This is a genomic window from Chryseobacterium camelliae, from assembly GCF_030818575.1.
Lineage (GTDB): Bacteria > Bacteroidota > Bacteroidia > Flavobacteriales > Weeksellaceae > Chryseobacterium > Chryseobacterium camelliae_A.
Genome location: NZ_JAUTAL010000001.1, coordinates 1,029,545 through 1,053,155 on the forward strand (window position 1 = coordinate 1,029,545; position 23,611 = coordinate 1,053,155).

Below are 23,611 nucleotides of genomic sequence, written 5' to 3' on the forward strand. Positions count from 1 at the left end.
ACTGAATTCAAAGTTTTACTCATTTTAGAAGAGGGCATGCCGGATCAATTATTCCTGGCGTCGCTGCAATACATTATGAGAAGTCTGACTATATGCTGGTTCCGAGGAAAGTTTGGGAAAAGAATAAAGGAGTTTATTTAGGTGCTTATGATGGATATTTACAAAGTTAAAGCTAACGTCGAATTTGTCGATGACTGATTCCCTGAATCGATGACCATTATTTCACACGCTAAAAATCTTTATTAAACATTCCTATTGTTTCGTAATAAGCTATATACAAATAAGAAAAGGATATGGTTTGAATGAATTACATCTATTCGATACGGTCTATCAAACAAAAACTAAGAAAGTTGAGCATTCGGGAAAATCTGTCATATTCTTGGGAAAAACAGACAACGATTGCAAGATAGGTTCAGGGTAATTTTGTTTCATAATTATTAAACAAGATTAACATGAAACCAAAATCACTTGGCCTGCTTTCAATTTTAGGACTTACTTTATTGATAACTGCCTGTAGCAAAAATGAGGATGAAATGGATAATATGGCTTTATCCAATACCATTACAATTCAGAATGTTTTAGATTCAAAACCACTGGTAGAATCAGGAACCTTTAAAAATACCGGAGCTTCTCCGTTAATCATGCCTGGGGAATCTGTATCCTTTCAGTTTTCGGCGGGTAAAGGTCAGGCTATTTCTTTTGCAACGATGTACGGTTGGTCAAATGATTTATTTTTTGCACCAGAGAATCCGGGAATCAAACTGTATAAAGAGGATGGTACACCTATTGAAGGTGATATATCGGCTCAAATTAAACTTTGGGATAATGGTACTAGAATTAACCAGCATCCAGGACAATCAGTCTCACATCCGGGTGTTGCGGAAGCAAGTAGTAAGAACATCAAAGAGGTAAACGGTACTGATGATCAGGGAAACACCTATGCACCTGCTAAGGATTTGCTGAATGCTACGTTACACTATGATGGAAATTCTCTTTTTACCTTAACCATAAAAAACACATCCGGTAATACAGCCAATCCTACACCTTTTAGTCCCGGTGTATGGGCTATTTCTTATATAGCAGGGGGAAATTTACTAAATCCAAAAATTCTTTTTGAAGCAGGTACGCTTACCGCCAATGGATTGACCAACCTTTCTGAAATGGGAGACAATAGCCTTATTGGCAACTATGTGAAGGAACAGACTGGGATTTTTACTCCGCTATCTCCGGTACTTGTTGTAGTCTATAACGGAATAGAAAACCCAATTTATACCGTTGGACAAAAAGACGCCGGGAAAGGTTTGAAAAAATTGGCACAAATGGGAAATGCCGCTGATCTTGCAGCTTATCTGAAAACCGTTAAAGGCGTTAAGAATGTGTATGTATTAAGTGCTGAGGGAAGTACAGTATTGTTGCCAAGAATCGGTAATCAGGACGGTAGTAAGGTGTCGCAAAAACTTGATGTCTCTAATGGTGATAGAATTGCCGTAGCTACCATGTATGGTCTATCCAATGATTGGTTTTTTGCTTCCAAAGGGAATGGCGTAGATGCGATGTTAAAAGGTGACATTTCAAACACGATCAGTCTATTTGATAATGGAACAGCAGTAAATCAATTTCCCGGAGCAAGCATCACCCAGTTCAATTTAGCTGGGACACCTATCGCAGAAGATAAAAATATTGAGGAGGTCCCTAATCCTAATGCATTTACCACGCTACCATCCATACCCAATATCATTAAAGTTACACTGGAGTAAGGATATATTACCGGCAAACATTTATGCATAAAAAAGTGGAAAAATCAATTCGGTATTTTAAATAAAGGACAATGATCAGCAAAGAACAAAGGAGTTTCTGGTAAAATAAAGAAAGGTCCCTAATTCATACAACGTCACAGCATACTCAGAAAATACTTAGAATGCCGTAACTCAGGTTCCTATCGATTTCCCAATTGCAAAATCAGTTTAAAAAAAGCAATCAAATGAAAAAGATCAGACAAAAAATCAGTGTCCTAATGGGATGTCTGTTCTTCTTAATAGTAGGACAAACAGTCAATGCGCAAGAAAAAAAGAGGTCTATGCAGAAGGATATGAAAATGGAGCACGTGGAAATGGGCACCTCTATGATTCCTCAGAAGGCAGAGGATATAAGTCCATTACTGGTGGGTGAAAAAATACCTATGGCTACGTTAGCAGACCAGACTGGGAAAATGATTGACCTCAATACATTGGTTTCGGAAAAACCAACTATTCTGATTTTTTACCGTGGTGGCTGGTGTCCTTACTGCTCGAAGCAATTGGCCGGTTTGGAAGGTATAGCTGAAGATTTGAACAAAACGGGTTATCAACTGCTTGCCGTTAGTACAGATAAGCCGGACGGATTAATGGCCTCTGTACAAAAAGAAAATTTAACGTATACTTTACTCTCAGATGCTGATGTGTCTCTGGCTAAAAAGTTCGGAATTGCTTTTAAGGCTCCAAAGTCATATTGGGACCTGCTCCCGAAGTCAAGTGGGGGTAAAAACAAAGATTTACTTTTACCGGTACCGTCTGTTTTTATTCTCGATCGTAAAGGTAAAATCAATTTTGAATACATCAATCCTGATTTTACCCAAAGGCTAAAGCCGCAATTACTTAAGGTAGTTGCTGAAACTATTATCAACGATTTATAAAATCAAAAAAATGAAAAGTTTAAAATCAATCATACCGCTCGTCCTTGCATTCTTCTTATTGACTGCTTTAGGAAATACGGGTATAGCACAGCAGATGCCCAATAAGAAAATGGAGACTACTGCTAAAGAAATTAAGTTCTCCGATGGTACGTGGAAGGATATTGCAGCAATGGCTAAAAAGAATAAAAAGTATGTATTTGTGGATGCGTATACCACTTGGTGCGGGCCGTGTAAACTGCTGAAATCACATACTTTTAAAGAAAAGGAAGTCGCTACTTTCTTTAATAAAAACTTCATTAATGTAACTGTTGATATGGAGAAAGGTGAAGGTTTGACATTAGCCCAAAAATGGGATGTAAATTCTTATCCTGCACTGTTGTTTTTCACCCCTGACGGTAAACTGGTTATGAAGCAGATAGGATTTGTAGAAGGAAAGAAACTCATTGAGATTGGAAAACAATCAATGGCAAAAATATAAAAAGTAAATACAAATGAGCCATTGGAATCTGAACAATAAACGGATTCTCGTTACCGGAGGAACCAAAGGAATAGGAAAGGCTACGGTAATAGAGTTAGCAGACTTAGGAGCACAGGTATTATTTACCGGAAGGGATCAGGAATCCGTGAACCTTGTAGAAAAGGAGTTACAGGAGATGGGATTAGAAGTGAGCGGAATAATGGCGGATGTTACCAGCAGCGACCATCGCCATAAAATCACCGAGTGGATTGGGAAAAACTGGAAATCTCTGGATGTTTTGGTAAATAATGCGGGTATTAATATCCGGAAACCAACGATGGAATACCAAGAGCGTGAATACAGGCAGTTGCTGGAAATAAACCTGATTGCTCCATTTGAATTAGCTATGTTATTGCATCCCTACTTAAAAAAGGCCAAGTTGGGCGTGGTGATTAATGTTGCTTCAGTAGCGGGTATCATGGATGCCCGCACCGGAGCTCCTTATGGAATGTCCAAAGGAGGATTAATTCAATTAGGGCGAAATTTAGCCAATGAATGGGCAGCTGACCATATAAGAGTAAATACGGTATCCCCCTGGTTTACCATGACACCTGCAACAGAGCGTGTTTTATCAAACGAGGAAAAATTAAAAAAAATAATCGATCGAACACCATTAAAAAGGGTAGCGGAGGATAAAGAAATAGCAGCGGTAATAGCTTTCCTGTCAATGGATAAGGCATCTTTTGTAAATGGGCAAAATATTGTTGTAGATGGTGGCGCAACGGCGGCAATTTTGTAAATTTAACGCTAACTGAATGCTTTTCTGTTGCCATCTATAAAATCAGCAGATTTTGACTTCTTTTCTAATACATGGAAAAGTTATCAGTCTAATAAATCTGAAAGGAAAGATGTTAAATACAAATGATACACAATGGTAAAGGAATATAAGGATAATATTCTCGCAAAGTTTTTAATGCATGTTAATTGTCACCGGTTAAAAGGCGACGGTTTGCTAAAGCCAACCAAGCCGATAAATACTTTTGTTTACAATAGAGGTGATGAACAATGGGTATTGATTGATGAAATCAAATATACAATGCCGGCGGGTTCTATTTTGCCATTGGTTGCCAACCAGAATTTTGTATTTGAACAACCGGACCGCCTTGTAGCCTGGCAATTTAACAGAGAATTTTACTGTATTGTAGACCATGATGCAGAGGTAGGCTGTGTGGGGTTCTTATTTTATGGTATTGAGCATCCAATGTTTATTCAACTCAGCCCATCGGAAATTGAAGAAATGGAACAGCTGCAAAAGATGTTCACTTTGGAATGGCCTTCAAAAGATAATTTTCAGGGAGAGATGCTGAGAACATTATTGAAATACCTTATTATAAAAACGACAAGAGCCGCTAAATTTCAAAGCGAAAGCTACCAGAAGTTCCCGGATGAAAAAATGGACATTGTTCGCAAATTTTCTTTGCTTATAGAGGAGAATTTTAAGACCGAGCACGGGGTAAAATATTATGCGGAACAACTTAATAAATCTGCTAAGACATTGAGTAATATTTTTGCCATCCTGGGCCAGCCTTCTCCATCCAAAATCATTCAGGCCAGAATAATACTGGAAGCTAAAAGATACCTACACTATACTGATAAATCGGCAAAGGAAATTGCATATGAGATCGGTTTTGAAAGTCCTGCGCATTTTAGTCGTTTCTTTAAGCTCCATGTCGGATTAAGTATCTCCGAATTTAAAGAAATGAACCTTCAAAAAAATAAAACGGAGGAATAAAATGATCTGCATATGATATAAAAAATTACAGGTGCGGGATATTTTTATCTCGCGCTCTGTAACGGCTTGCCTGATCAGTCTTCCGATATGGATGTTTTAAGATCTATTTATAAATTACTCAAAACTTCGGCAAGAACGTGCCATAAAGATTATCAGCGATTTTGGAAATTTTGGCGAATCTTTTAATAAAAAAGAAAAACCTGCAATTCAAAAATTACAGGCTTTGAAGCTTTTTCCACGCTCAAGAGAGATTCTATACGGTAAAGCTGCGGAGCCTGGGGTAGACTCAACCATCGTTAGAATGGACGATAAGCATTGATTTAAAGTTTATTCAGAAATACAAACAGATCGTCATCCGCTGCTAATCCAAAGCATATATCAAATAATTTGGGCATTATGAACCTTCCTGGGAAACTCATTTGATAAAGAAAATTTCAAATGCAGCTGTTTTTACTATCAATACTATTTTCAGATCATGGAAAAAAGGGTAGAGGTCATTTAAAAATCCCCACTATTATTGAAACAGTGAGGATTAGAATATTATCAGTGGGTATACTATGTAATTTGAAGCTTATACTATTTAATAATTAATTTCAAAGTGAATAATTTTCTGGAGTAGACCTTTACAAAATAAACGCCTTGTGGAAGATTTTCATTCACTAACGAAAATTTTTGGTTGTTAATGTTCTTAGACTCGTAGAGCATATCTCCATTGGCTGATAGTAACTCAATCTTTTCAATGGGATAATCACTTTTGATGAAAGTTGGCTCGCCGGGTTTCGCAGGATTAGGATACAAAACCACATTTTTTTCAGTGCTTTTTGCTTCTCCGGTTCCTAATGTTGCTCCCGTTACCTGAAACTGAACTCTGTTTGAAACTTCCGTATAAGAATCGTTGGTGAACATTACCATGTAGTAATTTCCAGGTGTCGCCGGTAGGGCAGAACCGCTGATTGTTTTTGTACCTTCAGTTATTCCGCCGAAATAGGTGTATGAAACAAAATTATCATCCGGAATCGAAATATTTTGAGGATAAATCCCGATCCAGTCTTTAACGATTCCCGGGGAATCTGTCCAAGAAGCAGTAATGTTTTCCCCCAATGTATATACTGGTTTATTGGTCAGAAGCTCAGTAATAAGATTTCCTACTTTAAAGAAGACCTTTTCGCCAATGGGAGTATATCCGTCTTCCAGAAAATACTGTGCATAATAGTAACCTTTTGATAGTCCGGTAAAATTAAGTGTTCCTGCTTCAGTAGTCACATAGCTCCATTTTGAAGCACCAATGCTACCGGGAGTCTGTCCCATTTTATAAATACCAATCCAGTCTTTAGTAAGATTCGGACCATTACTGAAATTTACAATTACTGTTCCGCCTATCGGATAGGTATCTGCTGTAGTCTGAAGCTGTACTTTCGGCCCAACATAGAAATTTTTCTTCGGTGCAATATCCGTGTAACCATTGTTTGCAAAATAACCTGCGAAGTATTGGCCTTTAGCAGCGATACCATTTGTGAAAGCAGCTGTTCCGGCTGTCTGGCCATTAGTATAAATATACGCCTGAGAAGTGGTTGAGGAGGGGTTTTGCCCTTTTTTGTATATTCCGACCCAATCCTGATTATTTCCAGGACCGTCTGTATAAGTGGCAATGATCGGTTCATTTTGCAGATATTCGGTTTTGTTAAGTGTGAAAGAAGGATTTGAAACTACACTTCCAGTCACAGTAAACTGCTTAACGTCACTCCAGTCACTCCATTCCAGATTTCTATCCCTATACCGAACTTTAACATAGTAATTTCCGTTGGTTATGGAATTCCCCGCAATGGTTGCTTTGGTAATGTCGACATTAGCATTTTGGTTCTTTGTAATATCCGGTGTACCGTTTCCATCTTTTCCGAACCAGTTTTCAAAGTCGCGGTATATTTCTTTGTCTACAACAGAAAAATCGGCGACTTTACTGATTAAGAACTGTGTTGTATTCAGCAGCTCTCCATTCGCTGAAGAGAAAGCACTTCCGTTAAGGGTTAAAGGTAGGGTAACTGGACCTGTAAAGGTATTTGAGATGGATGGCTTCGCAGGCTTAGGCATATTTTTATACCTGTGGAAACTATCGATCAATTCATTATTTTTCTTATGATATACTCCTCCAATCGAGTAGGACTCTACATCAACCTTACCACCAGGTACATCAACTTCCACAATCTGATAGGTCCAGTCTGTCAATGTCTTTTGGACATCGTCAAAATCCTGCTCTGTTGACATTCCCCAATATTGGTCCCAGGCAACCCCACCTGAGATAAGCTGATAGGTAGGTGAGTTTTTGAGTTGGCCTCTGTGGTATAAGTGATGATGTGCTCCTATATGCATTAGATATTTGGAGGAAGTTGCCATTAGAGGAACCGCCGTATTTCTTACCCAGGTTGAAATATCACCTACATATTGCTCAGCCTGGTATGGCCTATGTGCCAGAGAAATAATCCAGGCGACTGTAGAATCGTTGTTGGCTGCAGTTAAAACCTGCTGGAGCCATGCCATTTGAGCGGGTTCCGTCTTTTCGGTATTCAGGCTTATAAATAGAACATTGCCTGCCTGTTGCGCATAATAATTTTTACTTCCGGAAGCAATCCCCTGATATTTAACTTCGTCCGTGTAAAAGTGGGCATTATATGCATTCATCCCCAGGCTGCCATAGGTTTCATGATTTCCTACAGTGGTCTGGATCGGAATATAAGGTGACAATTTAATATTCTTTTTAAAATGAACATTTTCATAATGATCCAGCGTTCCAACATCTACCTGATCACCGACCATAAATGTTAAGGCGATATTGTCTGAGGGATCTGAAGATGCTCCAAATTTTTCTTTTAATTTTTTATAAGCATTCAGGGTCAGCGTATCATATCTTGGTTCCGCTTTTATCTGATTGTCTCCCATTATGAAAAATCGGATTTTTCCGTTTGCAGTAGCCGCTTGTCCTGGCAATGGAAGCGTTTTGAAATTATACACGGCAGACTCACTGGTGCCGGTTTTAATTTTATAGTAATATTTGGTATTAGGCTGTAGATTGGCAATTTTTGCGGTATGATAATAATAATTATTGTTATACCCGGTATCCGAAAAGATGTTTGTCGTTCCGGTAAAGGTAACATTCAGATTGGTTGGACTAGTTCCATAAAGTACCGTGGTTTCGTTATTTGACGACGTTTTCCAATTGACGATCATTGAGTTTGGTGTCGGATTCTGTAAATAAGGATACAAGGCTTGGCCGAATGCCCACTGCACAATAAAAAAAATGAAAAATGAGATGTACTTCATTATTGTTGGTTTTAGTTAGGTATAGATGAAATGTTATATAGTTGAAATATGTTAGGGAAGATTTTTATGATCAGACTCAGCAAAAGTAGGCTCGGAATATGAACTATGTGTTGCTTATGCTTTAACAGTAAGTCAATTATGACATGATGTTGTCCCTGATGCTATATCTAATAAAAGCAAATACATCCTTGTCATCATAATCCTTGAGAAACTGTTTAAATTTTCAAGGATAATGGATTGTGGTTAAATTTGAAAACTGTTGTTTGTAAGAGGCTTAGGTAAGCAGGCTGCAAAGAATATGATATGACATTTAAACAAAATCTGAATCAGCCTCTCGCTCCATTTCCTGTCAATTAAAAAGCAGATAGTAGGGATGTTAGATCTATTATCTTTAAAAAAGGAGAAATACTCTTCCCGTAATTGCAAACCCGTTCTAAAAAAACAGTTTTAGTAAGAAAAATGCAGGCAGGCCGAGGAGTTTTAACTTTACATCAAGTTTTACAACATTGCTGTCCTGCATTTATAAAAGCTCTACTTTTGAATTTTTAAAATTGAAATATTCACACTTAAACTACATGTACATAATAATGAAAAGTATAAGTATCCTATTTTTTTGCCTATGTTGTACCCTGGGATTTGCGCAAGCAAAAGTTGATGTTAAGAATCAAATAGCAAAGGTGGGATCTGCTGAAAATAAATATATTGGAAAAGATTTCAAGATACTGCTTAGTGATCTTAATGATTATATAAGATCATACAAATTGAATATGACCGATATCCATGCATTTATAATTTTGTACTTTGATGACCAGGAAACTTATTTCGAAAAAAGAGCAGGAGACAAAACCCCATCATTGATAACAGTTTATTTTGATACCGAAGAAGCATCGGCCAATGAGGCTTTTAAATTATTAGCTAAAAAAGAAATTGAAGATTACAGTGATCATTGTTTAAAAGATTTTGGTGGCTTAAAAATAAAAGAATTGAACGTATTTATAGAAAAATGAAAAGATAGCTTCAGTACCAGTCTTACCATATGCTATCGCTTACCTTACTCTTTTATAAAACGAAAGGAAATTCATTGATGTTAGCCGAAGCAAAATTATGTTGATATCACATCAGCTTTAGTGTATTTTGTCTCTGATTCAAATCACGTAGGAGTTGTTTATACAAATAAACAGATTTGATCTGTTGTGCTTGATTGACCGGTTATATGACGGGAGAAGGTTTATAATATTAAATATTGTAGATGACTATAACAGGGAACTACTGTATATGGAAATTGATATAAGTGGATTGAATACAATTATAACAGACCTCACGAATAGTTAGGAAATGTGAGTCCTACAAAATATAAATAAAAATTAAAACAATCAATCTTTTAAAATGATAACAAAGTTGGGAAGCTTACAATGTAGTTTTATTCCGTCCAAGATGAAAATGTGGTTCTGTTATCTAATTAAAGATTTTACTATCTTTATCAAATAAAACTAACATATCTGAGCTCAAATATGAATAAACTTATAAACCATTTTTCAGTAAAAGAATTAGCAGCTTTTTTCAGGAATGCTATTCCTTCTTTTAAAATTGAAACAGAAGATTTAGATTATTATATAGAGGATAAAGATTTTCAACAATTTTCTGAACTAACTAGAATTGGAAATGTACCATTCAAAAATTCTGATGAACTCATTGTTTTTACCTGTAGATATAATGGAATATTGTCGGAACGTTCTTCCAAGAAAAAGCAATTTGAGATTGCAAAAATAGTTTTGAAAGAAGATTTTAAGGATGGGGCTATTTTTGTTTTTTATGATGAAGCTGGAAAGTTTAGATTTTCTTTTATTAGAAGAAATTGGGACGGAAAAGCTAATGAAAAATATTCTTCCTGGAAACGCTTTACTTACTTTGTTACTCCTGATGATACAAATAAGACTTTCAAACAAAGAATAGGAAATTGTACATTTAAAGATCTGGATAGTATTCAGGAGGCATTTTCGGTTGAAAAACTGACAAAGGAATTCTACAATGATTTGTTTAAATGGTATCAGTGGACACTTACCCCAGAAGTGGGCATCACGTTTCCAAATAATACCACAACATCCGATGATGATCGCTTGAAGTTGGAAGAACAGATGATTAGGTTGATTACACGATTACTGTTTGTATGGTTTATTAAACAAAAACATTTGGTACCGGATGTATTATTTAAAACAGATAAATTATCCGAGATTTTAAAAGAATTTGATCCTAAAGATACTGCAGATGGAAGTTATTACAATGCTGTTTTACAAAACCTCTTCTTTGCGACTTTAAACAAAGCTGTTACAGAAAGGGAGTTTGCAAAGTTAGTTGATAAGAGGGATATTAAAACCAGGTATCGTTACGCAGAAATGTTTACAATCTCTGAAGAGGAAGTTCTGAATTTATTCCGTCCTATTCCGTTTTTGAACGGAGGACTCTTCGAGTGCCTGGATAAAGAAGAAAGCACAGACGGTATAAAATATCATTTAGATGGCTTTAGTAGAAGTGATAAGAGATTTCCAAATGGGAATTTCAAGCACCGGGCATTTATACCCAACGCTGTTTTCTTTGGTGATGATAAGAATGAGGGCTTAATTCCTCTATTAGAGCGCTATAATTTTACCGTTGAAGAAAATGTGCCTAATGAAGTCCAGGTGGCATTAGATCCAGAATTATTGGGAAACGTCTTCGAAAACCTTTTGGGGGCTTTCAATCCTGAAACACAGGAATCGGCACGTAAACAATCCGGTAGTTTTTATACACCGAAAGAGATTGTTGCCTATATGGTGGATGAATCTTTAATTGCTTATTTAAATAATGTGTTATCCGATTTAGATGAGGAAACCGTTCGTCAACTTTTTGAACAGGAGGATTTACCGGAATCTTTGGTTAATGACCACAATTTATGTGAAAAAATAGCGGCTACACTCCGCTGTGTAAAAATCCTTGACCCCGCTTGCGGTTCAGGAGCTTTCCCAATGGGAATACTGAACCGAATGGTTGAGGTTTTGGAGAAATTAGACGCTAAAAACAAAGCATCGCACCACGATTTGAAACTGCATTTGATTGAAGAATGTATTTATGGTGTTGATATACAGACTATTGCGGCGCAAATCAGTAAATTGCGTTTTTTTATCTCCTTGATTGTAGAGCAGGAAGCAATGGATTTGTCTAAGCCGGTAGAAAACTATGGTGTATTGACTTTGCCTAATCTGGAAACAAAGTTTGTGGCAGCGAATACATTGATTGGAATGAAAAAGAAAAAAGAGGGCGATTTTGTAAATAGTCTGTTTACTGACCCTCGTATAGACGAAACCAAACAGGAATTAATGGAAGTGCGAAAAGAACACTTCTATGCTAAATCTGCCTATAAGAAAAAAGAACTACGGGAAAAAGATGCAAAATTGAGGGCAGAACTCTCAAAACTTTTACAGGATAACGATGAGTTTGCACCCGAAGACGCTATACAATTTTCACAATGGAATCCTTATGACCAAAATGCAAGTTCTCCTTTCTTTGACCCTGAATGGATGTTTGGGCTGTCGAAAGAAAACGGTGGTTTAAATTCTGCAGACGATGGATATTTTGATATTGTGATTGGCAATCCGCCGTATGTAAGTGTAAAAAAAATTTCCATAGAAGATAAATTGATATTTTCAAAAACTTATAAGACTGCAGTTGGTCAGTTTGATCTTTATGGATTATTTATTGAAAAGAGTATTGATTTTTTGAAATTAAAAGGAGTTTTATCATTTATTACTTCTAACACATTTTTGAACAATAAAGATTTTTCAACTTTAAGAGAATATTTATTAAATAAAACAAATATCCAAAGTATTGTTAATTTAGATGAATCAATATTTGAGACAGCCCAAGTCGATGTTGCTATAACTACTTTAACAAAAGGGATTTTTTTGGAGAATAATACTATTAGAATAAGTCGTTGTAAAAACGATTTTATAAATAGAAATTATGACTTGATTAAACAACAAAAATATAATATAAAGCAAAATCAGTTTGAATTTAAACTTAATTGTACAGAAAAAGATTTTAAAATTATTGAAAAGATTTATAGGGATAAAACTTTACTATCTTCAATAATGGAACTTCCCAGAGGAATTGAAATCGGTTCAAATTCTGATTTAATTTGTGATGAAAACACACAGAACGCACAAAAATTATTAGTAGGGAAAGATATTTCAAGATATACAATAGAATTTAAAAATAGGTTTATTGAGTTTGATTGTACAAATAAATCTGTTTATAAAGATATTTCAATTTATAAATCAAATAAAATATTAATTCAAAGAATACGGAATCTGTCTTTGAAACAAAGACTTGTTTGTTGTTTTGATGATAATAATTATCTGTGTACGAATACATTGAGGATTGGAATTATAAGAAACGAAGACTTCTTGATAAAATTTATATTAGGAATCCTTAACTCTAACACGATTAATTATCTTTTCTTGAAATCTTTTCTTAATAAAGATATTTATGCATATCAATTAGAGCAAATTCCAATTCCAACAATAAGTAAAGAAAAACAACAACCTATTATATCATTGGTAGAAAAAATTCTTAGTTCCAAAAAACAAAATCCAAAATCTGATACCACAGAAATAGAAAATAAAATTGATAAATTAGTTTACAAATTGTATGAACTAACCAGTGAGGAAATATCTATTATAGAAAATACTTAAATTTCAAATTCATTATATTCTTGTTTAGATAATGAAAAATCAACGTCTATGATTTTTACTTCTTCATAAGTGAGATTATATAACTTAAATGTCACTTTATTCAGTTCTTCAATATAATATGACGGACTATCATTACTTATTATTAGATTAACAATATCAATAAGTTTTGAATTTTTGTATTCAAGAGGAATGGGTATGTTTTTAATGATTTCAGGCGTAATATTCAAATAACCTCCTGCCATTTTTAAAGAGTTATATATTTGATTAACATAAAAATGGACTACTTTGGAGTTCAATATTGCTAAATATACTTTTAAATTTTCTATTGTATCCGTAATTATTGATGTTGATTTTCCCGCTAAATATTCTCCTTTAACATCGAGGAAAGCCTCTATGGTAGATGACATTCCCGCAATGATTATTTTAGGATTTGATGATTGTGTAAATCTTGTTTCATTAATAAGTTTTACTTCTTCTTTGTTTATAACAGGAGTATTGTATTGCCCCTTTATATATTGTGTCTTTTTTATTCCCCAAAGTGATATAAATGAATCAATAGTACCCGTATTGATAAGCTTAAATGACGTTGGAAGATATGAACTATCTTTCAATTTATCTTTTATTAAATAGGCTTCATTCACGGTTGCCGCACCTAATACCTTACTACCTAAATTTTTTAAAACATTGTTATTAGTCCTTAATTTCATTAATAGATTAAAGACATCTGTATTATAAAAACAAATATCCCAACTGTTATCAGTAATTAATGTTACATCTCCTATATTATTACTAAACTGAGGACTTTTAATATCATTCATTATAGTAAACTTAGGAGAGATGTCAGACGGATTATTACTTTTTTTGATGACGAATGTAACCGGATAAACATCTGCCGAAGTGAATACGTTTAAACGAGAATAATCTCTAATTTCTATAATATCATTTCTTTTTAAATCGCTTCTCGCCTTAGTTCCATATTTGGCGGAAATTAATTTATTAGGAATAATGTAAGAGAATATACTGTTTATTTTAGTAAGTTTCTTTGCCAACTCAATGAAAACAATAAACAAATCCCAATTTCCCTCAGCATAACTGTAGTTTTCTTTTAAATATTTACGAAAAACTTCTTGTCCCGATCTTATCATCGTTTCAGAGTCTACATACGGCGGATTGCCAATCACAATATCAAAATATCCATCGTCTGCAGAATTTAAACCACCATATTTTATAGAGTTAATTTCATTAAAAAATGGTTATTAAAACTTCTTTTATACATTTATTGTTCATAATAATTGTATAAATTAATATAAAAATGACTTACGGATACATCAGAATCAGCACAGACCATCAAAATGTAGAAAATCAAAGATTTGAAATCAACCAGTTTTGTCAATCCAATTCATTGCTTGTCGATATATGGATAGATGAAACCGTTTCCGGAACAAAAAAGGTAGAGGAGCGAGAATTGGGTAAAATTTTGAAAAAAATGGAAACTGGCGACATACTTATTTGTTCGGAACTTTCCCGTTTGGGCAGAAACCTTTTAATGATTATGGGTGTACTCAATGAATGTATGAATCGTGACATTCAGGTATGGACTATAAAAGATAATTATCGGTTAGGAAGTGATATCAATTCCAAAGTTTTGGCGTTTGCCTTTGGATTATCCGCGGAAATCGAAAGAAACTTAATTTCACAACGTACTAAAGAAGCGCTGGCCAGGAAACGTGCTGAAGGTGTTATTCTTGGTCGTCCGGTCGGTAGTAAATCCTCCAAAACAAAATTAACGGGTCAAGAAAAGAAGATACAAGAATTATTGGATAGGAAAGTATCTTATTCTGCTATTGGTAGAATTTTAGGAGTGCATCGCCTAACGGTAAGTAGTTTTGTAAAACGTCAAAGCGAAATAGGATAAGATTAATCAATTTAGTATTTTCGTATAATTAATTTATTAGTAGTGAGAAAAAATAACAAGATAAAATTTTAGGATTGTTTTTTTCATAATCTAAATAATATAAAATTGACGGATAACTTAATGAGTAAATTTAAATAACTTTAGCAATTATACCAGGGGTGTAATTTAATCAACTAAATTATTATTGAATTTGAGGTTCATCCAAATGGGATGAAATTTTATAAAATAAACATAATGGCAAATAATTTTATTACCAATAATAAACAGCAAAAGACTCTAAAGAGTAGGTTGAATACTTTGATTTCTATTAGTGATGAGTTGAAATTCTTAGTAGGTTATTTCTATTTTTCAGGCTGGTCGGATATTTATTTAAACCTTCAAAAAAATCCACATCAAAAGTTAAAATTATTAGTAGGGTTGCAAGTTTGTAATTACCTTGGGAATATCATTGAATATGCTGAGAAACAGGAAGAGACTTCAATGGATGAAGAATTTCAGAAATATCTTGTCTCTCTTGGATTTGCACTAAATAACGAAGAGATGGACACGGAAGAATTTTACAATCAGGTGTGGGATTCTTTGTGCAAATGATTGAAGAAGGTAGGTTAGAAATACGCAAGACTGAAAACCCTAATCACGCAAAGTTATACCTTTTTCATCTCAATGAAGATCAAGCAGAGAAGCAAGGTATGCCAGGACAATTTATCACCGGCAGTAGTAATCTCACACGTTCTGGTTTACATAATCAGGAAGAATTTAATGTAGAGATTAAAGACTATGGTTATGCTGACGCTGTCCAATACTTTAATGAATTATGGGATCGAGCAATTTCTATTACTGACCATTTAGAAAATCGAGCTATATTAATTGACTTTATCAAAAATAAAACACAAGTTGCAACTATAACGCCTTTTGAAGCTTATTGTTTGGTAATAAAAACCTATTTGGATCTACAAAATCAAGAGAACGAAGAAGTAGATTTGGATGCTCTACTGGATAAGATAGAACTTAAAAAATTCAGTTACCAATCAGACGCGGTTAACCAAGCCATCCAAATGATTAAAGAGCACAACGGCTGTATTATTGCTGATGTGGTAGGGTTGGGTAAATCGGTCATAGCTTCCATGATTGCTCGGCAGATGAACAAAAGGGGCATTATTATCTGTCCTCCTGGTCTAATGGGTGATGCTGAAAAAAAAGATAGTGGTTGGTGGGAATATTTAGAAAAATTTGGATTACATAACTGGCAGGTTTACAGCCGTGGAATTATCGATCGTATTGCAGATAATATTGAAGGAAGGGACTTTGAGGTAGTTATAGTAGATGAAGCACATTATTTTCGTAATCAGGACACTTCCGATTACGAAGCGTTATCAATGATTTGTCGCAATAAAAAAGTAATTCTTTTATCGGCTACACCTTTTAATAATTCTCCGGCTGATATTTTCTCTCTTTTAAAGCTATTTATTGTCCCAGGGAAATCTACCATATCATTAGAGGATAACTTGGCAGGAAAATTCAGTCGTCTTAACTATGAATATAAACAATTATCTACTATTTTTAAGAATTGGAACTCTGCCGACGATTTGAAAAGAGAAGCAGCAGAAAGATTATACGTGCAATTAATCGATGATAAATTACCAATCGATATTAAAAAAGTAAAGGTTGAAACACAACGTCTTTCAAATGATATCAAACGTATTATAAGCCCTGTGGTAATACGAAGAAATCGTTTGGATTTAAAGCAAGATTATGTATACTCCAAAGAGGTTGGTAATTTATCTGTTGTAAAAGATCCGGAAGAAGTATTTTATTATCTGGATGCAGAGCAGGACGAGTTTTACGATAATATAATTAGTAAATACTTTGCAGAAAACGGGGCATTTACGGGAGCTATTTATCAGCCATTTAGCTATGAAAAGATATTGAGTGATAAACTTGACGAATTTGGAAATCGACAATATAATCAACAGAAAAACCTATATGATTTTATGCGTCGTATTCTGGTAAAACGTTTTGAATCATCTTTTGGTTCCTTTGAAAAATCTATAGATCGATTTTTGCAAGTACATTTATTGGTGAAAGATTTTATTGATAAAACAGGAAAATTTATTTTAGACCGTTCTTTTATTGACAGAATTAAAGATTATGAAATCGAAGATATTGAAGCCAATCTTGAAAAATATGCTGCAGGCGATTTAAAACGTAAAACACCTAAGAATAATGAAGTTTATGATGTTAGCAATTTTCAAAGAAAGCAGGAGTTTTTAGATGATATTGATTCGGATATACAGCTGTTTATACAAATTCAGACACGTTTGAAAGATTTAAAATTAGTTGATAAAGATCCTAAACAGGAAGAAATTATAAAAAAAATTAAAATTCTTTTAAATAAAGAGCCGGAAAGAAAAATTATTCTGTTTTCAGAATATGTAGATACCATTCTTCACCTTGAGAAAAGGTTTAAAAATGAATTCAAAAATGAGGTGTTAGTTTGTAATGGAAAGGTTTCAAAAGATTTGGCAAAACACTTGAATAGTGATTTTAATGCACAATATAACAAAGGTTTAAAAACAAATCACTTTAGAATATTGCTAACCTCCGATAAGTTATCTGAAGGATTCAATTTAAACCGAGCTGGTGTTATTATCAATTATGACATTCCATGGAATCCTACTAGAGTTATTCAACGTGTAGGACGTATCAATCGTATTGGTTCCAAAGTTTATGATGAATTATTCATTCTTAATTTTTTTCCTTCATTAAAAGGAGCTGATATTGTAAAATCAAGAGAAATTGCCCAGCAAAAAATGTTTTTAATTCATAATGCTCTAGGAGAAGATGCAAAGATTTTTGATGAGGACGAAGAGCCTACACCAGCTGCATTAGGTTCAAAAATTAATAGCAATCCCCAAGAGGAAGGAGAAGTAAATACAATTACCAAGATAAGAAACCTTTATGCGGACTTACAGAAGAAACATCCTGAGATCATAGATAAAATTAGTCAGCTTCCCCCTCGTGTTAAAACCGCTAAAAAACATCCGGAATACGAATTAAATGTACTAAGACGTAAAGGTCTAAGTTTGTTTGCTCAGACTATTGGAAAAGAAGAAAACAGAACAGTCAGAGAGATTGATTTTGAAGAACTTTTAGTAAAAATAGCGTGTTCAATCGACGAACCGACTTTAAAACTTTCGTCTGTATTTTGGGGTTTGTACGATGAAGTAAAAGAATTTAAACCTAAATATAAAATGGGTAGAAGTGAAATCTCTTTGGAACAAAAAGCAGAAGCGAATCTCAAAAAATCACTAAGAATTTTAAAAGACTTAAACTTTGAAAATCTTCATTTTATACAAATGCTGATTAAAGACCTACGTTATTATCATACTCTTTCAACAAAAAGTGTTAGACGTATTGGCGCTCAGGAATTATCTGATGATAAGAAGTCAGTTCGTTACTTTTTAGAAGAAATAGCATATCTGAAACATAATCTGGGTGAAAACTACTTGGATGATATTGAATCCAGAACAAAATATAAAAGTAAAGAAGTAATTATTGCTATTGAGAATAATGATTTGAGAGAATTGTTATAATTAATTTATTATTATTTAGAATTTTAGCCAATACTTAATATGATAATTATATTCAATTGAAGAACTTAAGTGATTTTGTATTGGCTAATTCAACTAATCTGATATTCCAAATTTATTATTTAAAGCTTTCTTTAAAACCGCCATATTATCACTCACTTTCTTATCCAGAATCTTCGCATAATGCTGTGTCGTTTTTATATTCATATGACCCAGCATTTTACTCACACTTTCAATTGGAACCCCATTAGATAAGTAACGGTAGTGGCAAATGTATGCCTTGTGATATGGAATGTCAAATCTTTGTTGATCCCGCCGACAGCTCGCAATTTCTTTCAGATATGAATTCATTTTCTGATTACTCAAAACAGGAAACAGCACATCTGAATTGACGCATTGCAGATGGTTCTCATATTTTAAAACCAGTTCCTGAGCCACAGGCAACTACAAATAGGACATAAAATAAGTCATAAAAATCGTGACCTATTTTGATTTTTTTTGATACCTGCGTTAAAACAAAAAACGCTGTAAACATCAATGTTTACAGCGTTTTAACTTATTTTGGTTTCCCAACTGGCGGAGAGTGAGGGATTCGAACCCCCGGACCTGTTACAGTCAACAGTTTTCAAGACTGCCGCAATCGACCACTCTGCCAACTCTCCCTAAACTCCGGTGATACCGTCGTTTTCAGTGGTGCAAATATAGGATTATTTATTGTATTACAAAAATATTTTTGCATCCGAAGATTTTTAAATCCAAATCAATTGATTTTTAGGGTATTATAACTAATCGGAGAAGCAGACATCAATGGCTGTCGAAATCCAGCAGTCCGTCGGTCAGGCATTTCCACTGAATTTTTGAGAATCCGAAGATGCCGACCAGGGCTACCATCAGGTTACGGATTTTGTCTGTCAGCTTTGCCTTGAAATTCGGGGATTCATTACGGCCATGGATTCCTGCTTTAAGGATAGACCCTGAATGGGAGATGCGAAAATTGGAAGTCGCTTTTTCAGAATAGAAGTGGGCGATATAAGAGTTTTTATTTTCTTCCGGGTTGCTGCAGGGGCTGGAAGTGATTAAGATGCTTTCTTTCTGATCAGTATTCTGGTGGGTGATCTGGATGATCTCTACCCAGTCAAAACCTTTTCCCGCCTGGTCTCCGGGGCCGGGAATATTGATCCTGATGAAATCACTTATTCTAGGAATGCGCTGTACCGGATGGCCGGCGGAATCATAGAGCTGAAAGTCTGCCGAACCTTTGCCGCAGTAACTTTTCCATTCATTAACGGAAAAGAGCCGCTCTTTCAGCAGATGGAAGTTTTCAGCAGCTTTTTCCGGACTGTCGAACTTTTTCAGGCTTTCCGTATCGTGGAAGCCTCCCGTTTTTTGTGGTGGAACACCGGCTATCTTTTTAGGCTTCATATCGTTTGTTTCCCTAAAAATACAGGAAATAGACAAAGCAGATTATGAGCAGGGTCACAATATAATATTTATCTTTGTTACGGACGGCGCGGCTTCCTCATACAGGATGGAGAAATCCCGGAAACAGAACCCGGTTATCAATGCCTTAAAAATACGATCTATGGCTAAAAAAAGTGCAGGTATTTTATTGTTCAGAAAAAACGGAGGTCAGCTGTCTGTCCTCCTGGTGCATCCCGGCGGGCCTTTCTGGAAAAATAAGGATGCCGGAGCATGGTCAGTTCCCAAAGGGGAAATAATGGAGGATGAAGATCCGTTGGAACGTGCGCGTACTGAATTTTCAGAAGAGACCGGCCAGGAGATTACCGGAAATTATATTCCGTTGGCTGCTGTAACGCAAAAAGGTGGGAAAAAGGTTTATTGTTGGGCTGTGGAAGGAAATTTGGAAGCCTCCAAACTGTCGAGCAACACTATCCAGATCCAGTGGCCGCCAAGGTCCGGAAAAATGATGGAAATTCCTGAGGTTGACAGATGGGAGTGGTTTTCTCCGGAAGAGGCCCGGATTAAAATCAATCCTGCGCAGGTTGCATTCATTGATGAACTTGAAGAACTGATGAACAAATCATAATTCCCTGATCATACGGAAGGTAAGGTTGATGCGGGGACGCATGAGCTCGGAAGATTTGGCGATGCGATGCTCCCATTCCGTCTGTAAATTCCCTTTCATAATCAATAGAGATCCATGGGCCAGAGAAATGGAGTGTTTCTGACTGTGGTCCTCCAGTTTCCTGAAATCGAAATTTCTTACCTGTCCTAAGCTCAGTGAAGCAATAGAGGACAAAGTCTCCGCTGCATGGGTCTTATCGCGGTGCCAGGCAACGGAATCATTTCCGTCACGGTATAAATTCAGCAGTACAGAATTGAACCGGAATTCTGTTTCGTTTTCAATCCGTTTTTTCAGGGCCAAGAGTTCCGGAAGCCATGGATGGGCGGTCACTGCCTTTTTCCCGATCTGATAAGAGGTTTCAGGATCTCCGTACCAGGCGGTCAGGCGGGGAGTGATCACAGTTTTATCCCTGATTTTCTGCAAAGTCTGCTCCCATGGAACCGTATCAATGAGTAACCTGATAAGCCCGTCCGCTTCCTCTTTGGATAGAAAATGTTCTGTATAATCCAGCAGTTGGTCAGGAAAACGGTAAAATTCGTCAGAATTGAAAAGGCTGAGCTGTTGCATTGCAGTAGAAAGAAATTATAGGTTCTAAATAAATCATAGTGTTACTTAAAGTAGAGTAACACTATGAATTGTTCTTGCTTAAATCATTGACATATTAATACAATGACTGGTGTGGTGTTGTAAAAAGTTGCAGTTTGCTAATCAAGCGGCCTTCTGCCTGAAATCAGGTTATAAAGGACTACAATAATTGCGATGACCAATAATATGTGAACAAGATATCCTGTATCCATACCCGGTACAATTCCTAAAATTCCTAAAAGCCAAACGACGATGCAGATCACTGCAACTAACCATAAAATACTTCTCATGACTGTAAAATTTAAAGTTATATATGAGATTTATAGCATATTTTATGCCTTTTATAGCTCAACATCAAAATGTGGTATCTGACAAACAAGATTTTTTCATTTTTTTATTCATTAATCTGTCAGATTACGGTCTGAAATGGATTTCAGGGGACTTTTTGTTTTACAATTTTTATAGTATTTAAAATGGGATAATGATTTCATGCAGGTTTAAGAATAATTCGCATGCTATTTAGTGCATAATTCATAGGAAACCGATACTTTTGCAGCAGTGAATAGTTGATGGGAATTGGTAAGGACAATTATTTTATTCAATATAAAAATGATCAACAAACCTTTGCACAATTTCCATATTCCCGTCATGGGATTGGCATACACGATAGACAGTCCTATCCGTGTGGCACAGTACGGAATATCTTCCGTCATTTCTATAATCGATGATGAGATTATAGAAAAAATGAAAAATTTTTACAGCAGAAAATTCAATCTGAAGTATGCTGAAATTCCTGTGAAAACAGACGATTACCGGGCCAGGAGGATCACGGATTACCTGAATATGGTAGATGATATCGTCACGGAAAAGTTCAGTACCTTTAAAGAAGACCTGGTCAAAAACAGAGCAGTGCTCAACAAATTTACAGAAATGCTTCCTAACACCTCAGAGCTCAGGAAAAGCCTGCAAAGCTTTCTGGGGCAAAGCGGTGATTTCACTGCTTCCATCAGACGCAGTATTGAAACTTACCTGAGTCCGGGCAGTATCGATGTGAATATCATGACCAAAGTGGACAAGGACAATTACAGGGGCCATGAACAGCTGCCTGTCATGTACAATGATGCCCATGCCTCGCTGCGCGGCTTTGCCAACAGCAGGTTATCCGCCTCTGTTGTACTTTCTGCGGGGATGAACCCAAGGCTGTACAGCTACATAGAAACATTTGATGATTTCTTTCCGGATGACCAGGGCCGGATCAAAAAGAAAATTATCCTGAAAGTGAGCGATTTCAGGTCTGCCATGATCCAGGGGAATTTCCTGGCCAAAAAAGGCCTTTGGGTATCGGAATACAGAATTGAATCCGGACTCAATTGTGGCGGCCATGCTTTTGCGACCGATGGTTTATTGCTGGGACCCATTATGGAGGAATTCATGCAGAAAAAACAGGAGCTGATCCGTTCCGCCTATTCCCTGATGTGTGCAGCTTTGGAGCAGAAGGGCAAACCTGCGTTGTCCGGTCCCCCGGAAATGAAGATTACGGTACAGGGTGGGGTAGGAACTTCCGAAGAACACGCCTTCCTGCTTGAAAAGTTCCATGTAGACAGCGTAGGATGGGGATCACCCTTCCTGCTGGTTCCGGAAGCCACTTCCGTGGACCGTGAAACCAGGGAACTGCTTAGAAAGTCCGGAGAAAATGACTTTTACGTCAGCAACCTTTCGCCATTAGGCGTCCTTTTTAATACCGTTAAAGGGACCTCCAATGAGATCATCAGAACTCGTAGAGGTGCAGCAGGCCGGTATGGAAGCTCATGCCCGAAAAAACTGCTGGCCCTCAGCAAGGAATTCTCTCCCGAAGGAACCTGCACGGCATCAAAAAAATACCAGGATATGAGGCTTGCAGAGCTGGATGCAGAGAAACCTCATCTCAGCCCCGAACAGTTTAAGCAGAAAAAGAACACCATCACCGAGAAAGCTTGCCTGTGTGTGGGATTGGTTAATGCCGCTTATCTTGAACAGGATATGGAAATCAAAGGCGAACCGCAGGGTGTAGTGGTATGCCCTGGCCCTAATCTGGCTTATTTTGATAAAGAAGTTTCCCTGTCGGAGATGGTACGCCATATCTATGGTAACGGTGACGTACTTTCCGTACGCAATCGCCCCAATATGTTTATCAATGAACTTAAAATGTATGTCCGGCATCTGAAGGAGGTTTCAGCCTGCACTCATGGTATAAGCAGCGTTCAGCAGAAAAAATGGAAAACATTCAGAGACAATCTGTTTGAAGGGATTGCCTATTATGAAGACATGTTTGCCAATACCGGCTTTTTCTGGACTGAGATCAACGTTATCAACAGGCAGCTCAGAGATTATAAGAATATGCTGTCTGAGATAGAAATCCCGGAAGCTCAGTAGTGTTCTAAAAAAGGTTTCGGCTGCCGGAGGCAGCCGAAACCTTTTATATTGTAAGATATTT

At 36.1% G+C, this 23,611-nt stretch carries 18 protein-coding genes and 1 tRNA gene; 12 read left to right on the forward strand and 7 right to left on the reverse strand.

What is annotated here, in order from left to right; all coding sequences use genetic code 11:
• Positions 1-452: 452 nt before the first annotated feature.
• The 5 genes from QE404_RS04705 (at position 453) to QE404_RS04725 (ending at position 4,920) form a co-directional block, all read left to right on the forward strand.
• Positions 453-1,757, forward strand: a complete 1,305-nt coding sequence (locus QE404_RS04705) for a spondin domain-containing protein (protein WP_307447173.1) — start codon at positions 453-455, stop codon at positions 1,755-1,757.
• A 224-nt stretch (positions 1,758-1,981) separates the two neighbouring features.
• Entirely contained in the window at positions 1,982-2,671 is a 690-nt protein-coding gene (locus tag QE404_RS04710; protein ID WP_307447176.1) for a peroxiredoxin-like family protein, read from the forward strand.
• Between the two features lie 10 nt (positions 2,672-2,681).
• On the forward strand, positions 2,682-3,149 hold the full coding sequence (locus tag QE404_RS04715; RefSeq protein ID WP_307447179.1) for a thioredoxin family protein: 468 nt from the start codon (positions 2,682-2,684) through the stop codon (positions 3,147-3,149).
• A 13-nt stretch (positions 3,150-3,162) separates the two neighbouring features.
• Positions 3,163-3,927, forward strand: a complete 765-nt coding sequence (locus QE404_RS04720) for an SDR family oxidoreductase (protein WP_307447181.1) — start codon at positions 3,163-3,165, stop codon at positions 3,925-3,927.
• Between the two features lie 210 nt (positions 3,928-4,137).
• On the forward strand, positions 4,138-4,920 hold the full coding sequence (locus QE404_RS04725; protein WP_307447184.1) for a helix-turn-helix domain-containing protein: 783 nt from the start codon (positions 4,138-4,140) through the stop codon (positions 4,918-4,920).
• Between the two features lie 576 nt (positions 4,921-5,496).
• Here the strand turns inward: QE404_RS04725 and QE404_RS04730 are convergent.
• Positions 5,497-8,235 carry a fibronectin type III domain-containing protein gene (locus QE404_RS04730; protein ID WP_307447187.1) on the reverse strand — a complete coding sequence of 913 codons (2,739 nt, stop codon included), beginning with the start codon at positions 8,233-8,235 and terminating at the stop codon, positions 5,497-5,499.
• Positions 8,236-8,822: 587 nt separating this feature from the next.
• Between QE404_RS04730 and QE404_RS04735 the strand changes: the two genes are divergently transcribed.
• Together QE404_RS04735 and QE404_RS04740 are read left to right on the forward strand one after the other, a co-directional pair.
• Positions 8,823-9,242, forward strand: coding sequence for a hypothetical protein (locus QE404_RS04735; RefSeq protein WP_307447190.1), 420 nt, complete (start codon positions 8,823-8,825; stop codon positions 9,240-9,242).
• 504 nt (positions 9,243-9,746) lie between these two features.
• Positions 9,747-12,962 (forward strand): Eco57I restriction-modification methylase domain-containing protein, encoded by a 3,216-nt coding sequence (locus QE404_RS04740; protein ID WP_307453727.1) that lies wholly within the window; start codon positions 9,747-9,749, stop codon positions 12,960-12,962.
• Here the strand turns inward: QE404_RS04740 and QE404_RS04745 are convergent.
• Complete coding sequence (locus QE404_RS04745; RefSeq protein WP_373463148.1) at positions 12,959-14,200, reverse strand: Eco57I restriction-modification methylase domain-containing protein; 1,242 nt, start codon at positions 14,198-14,200, stop codon at positions 12,959-12,961. The genes QE404_RS04740 and QE404_RS04745 overlap by 4 nt on opposite strands.
• Before the next feature lie 74 nt (positions 14,201-14,274).
• On the opposite strand from QE404_RS04745, the gene QE404_RS04750 reads away from it, so the two are divergent.
• The 3 genes from QE404_RS04750 (at position 14,275) to QE404_RS04760 (ending at position 18,470) form a co-directional block, all read left to right on the forward strand.
• A complete protein-coding gene (locus QE404_RS04750) occupies positions 14,275-14,877 on the forward strand; it encodes a master DNA invertase Mpi family serine-type recombinase (RefSeq protein ID WP_307447195.1) in 603 nt (200 codons plus the stop codon).
• A 234-nt stretch (positions 14,878-15,111) separates the two neighbouring features.
• Positions 15,112-15,468, forward strand: coding sequence for a hypothetical protein (locus QE404_RS04755; protein WP_307453731.1), 357 nt, complete (start codon positions 15,112-15,114; stop codon positions 15,466-15,468).
• Complete coding sequence (locus QE404_RS04760; RefSeq protein WP_307453733.1) at positions 15,465-18,470, forward strand: helicase-related protein; 3,006 nt, start codon at positions 15,465-15,467, stop codon at positions 18,468-18,470. The genes QE404_RS04755 and QE404_RS04760 overlap by 4 nt, the downstream gene beginning before the upstream one ends.
• Positions 18,471-18,563: 93 nt before the next feature.
• On the opposite strand, the gene QE404_RS04765 is transcribed toward QE404_RS04760, so the two are convergent.
• The 3 genes from QE404_RS04765 to QE404_RS04775 form a co-directional block, all read right to left on the reverse strand.
• A complete protein-coding gene (locus QE404_RS04765; protein WP_373462390.1) occupies positions 18,564-18,905 on the reverse strand; it encodes a tyrosine-type recombinase/integrase in 342 nt (113 codons plus the stop codon).
• A 136-nt stretch (positions 18,906-19,041) separates the two neighbouring features.
• Positions 19,042-19,129, reverse strand: a tRNA-Ser gene (locus QE404_RS04770).
• A 142-nt stretch (positions 19,130-19,271) separates the two neighbouring features.
• Entirely contained in the window at positions 19,272-19,889 is a 618-nt protein-coding gene (locus QE404_RS04775) for a hypothetical protein (protein WP_307447200.1), read from the reverse strand.
• 160 nt (positions 19,890-20,049) lie between these two features.
• Between QE404_RS04775 and QE404_RS04780 the strand changes: the two genes are divergently transcribed.
• Positions 20,050-20,514 (forward strand): NUDIX hydrolase, encoded by a 465-nt coding sequence (locus tag QE404_RS04780; protein WP_307447202.1) that lies wholly within the window; start codon positions 20,050-20,052, stop codon positions 20,512-20,514.
• Here QE404_RS04780 and QE404_RS04785 read toward each other — a convergent pair.
• Positions 20,509-21,120, reverse strand: a complete 612-nt coding sequence (locus tag QE404_RS04785; RefSeq protein WP_307447205.1) for an alpha-ketoglutarate-dependent dioxygenase AlkB family protein — start codon at positions 21,118-21,120, stop codon at positions 20,509-20,511. The two genes, QE404_RS04780 and QE404_RS04785, sit on opposite strands and share 6 nt — an antisense overlap.
• A 137-nt stretch (positions 21,121-21,257) precedes the next feature.
• A complete protein-coding gene (locus QE404_RS04790; protein WP_307447208.1) occupies positions 21,258-21,428 on the reverse strand; it encodes a lmo0937 family membrane protein in 171 nt (56 codons plus the stop codon).
• Positions 21,429-21,747: 319 nt separating this feature from the next.
• On the opposite strand from QE404_RS04790, the gene QE404_RS04795 reads away from it, so the two are divergent.
• Positions 21,748-23,550, forward strand: a complete 1,803-nt coding sequence (locus QE404_RS04795; RefSeq protein ID WP_307447210.1) for a hypothetical protein — start codon at positions 21,748-21,750, stop codon at positions 23,548-23,550.
• Positions 23,551-23,611: the final 61 nt, after the last annotated feature.

What these genes read in the sequence shown, in the direction of transcription:
- QE404_RS04780 (WP_307447202.1), top strand. Translation starts at nt 20,050, where the DNA reads ATGGCTAAAAAAAGTGCAGGTATTTTATTGTTCAGAAAAAACGGAGGT.
- QE404_RS04705 (WP_307447173.1), top strand. Translation starts at nt 453, where the DNA reads ATGAAACCAAAATCACTTGGCCTGCTTTCAATTTTAGGACTTACTTTA.
- QE404_RS04760 (WP_307453733.1), top strand. Translation starts at nt 15,465, where the DNA reads ATGATTGAAGAAGGTAGGTTAGAAATACGCAAGACTGAAAACCCTAAT.
- QE404_RS04790 (WP_307447208.1), bottom strand. Translation starts at nt 21,428, where the DNA reads ATGAGAAGTATTTTATGGTTAGTTGCAGTGATCTGCATCGTCGTTTGG.
- QE404_RS04755 (WP_307453731.1), top strand. Translation starts at nt 15,112, where the DNA reads ATGGCAAATAATTTTATTACCAATAATAAACAGCAAAAGACTCTAAAG.
- QE404_RS04775 (WP_307447200.1), bottom strand. Translation starts at nt 19,889, where the DNA reads ATGAAGCCTAAAAAGATAGCCGGTGTTCCACCACAAAAAACGGGAGGC.
- QE404_RS04750 (WP_307447195.1), top strand. Translation starts at nt 14,275, where the DNA reads ATGACTTACGGATACATCAGAATCAGCACAGACCATCAAAATGTAGAA.
- QE404_RS04740 (WP_307453727.1), top strand. Translation starts at nt 9,747, where the DNA reads ATGAATAAACTTATAAACCATTTTTCAGTAAAAGAATTAGCAGCTTTT.
- QE404_RS04720 (WP_307447181.1), top strand. Translation starts at nt 3,163, where the DNA reads ATGAGCCATTGGAATCTGAACAATAAACGGATTCTCGTTACCGGAGGA.
- QE404_RS04730 (WP_307447187.1), bottom strand. Translation starts at nt 8,235, where the DNA reads ATGAAGTACATCTCATTTTTCATTTTTTTTATTGTGCAGTGGGCATTC.
- QE404_RS04795 (WP_307447210.1), top strand. Translation starts at nt 21,748, where the DNA reads ATGATCAACAAACCTTTGCACAATTTCCATATTCCCGTCATGGGATTG.
- QE404_RS04735 (WP_307447190.1), top strand. Translation starts at nt 8,823, where the DNA reads ATGAAAAGTATAAGTATCCTATTTTTTTGCCTATGTTGTACCCTGGGA.
- QE404_RS04785 (WP_307447205.1), bottom strand. Translation starts at nt 21,120, where the DNA reads ATGCAACAGCTCAGCCTTTTCAATTCTGACGAATTTTACCGTTTTCCT.
- QE404_RS04715 (WP_307447179.1), top strand. Translation starts at nt 2,682, where the DNA reads ATGAAAAGTTTAAAATCAATCATACCGCTCGTCCTTGCATTCTTCTTA.
- QE404_RS04710 (WP_307447176.1), top strand. Translation starts at nt 1,982, where the DNA reads ATGAAAAAGATCAGACAAAAAATCAGTGTCCTAATGGGATGTCTGTTC.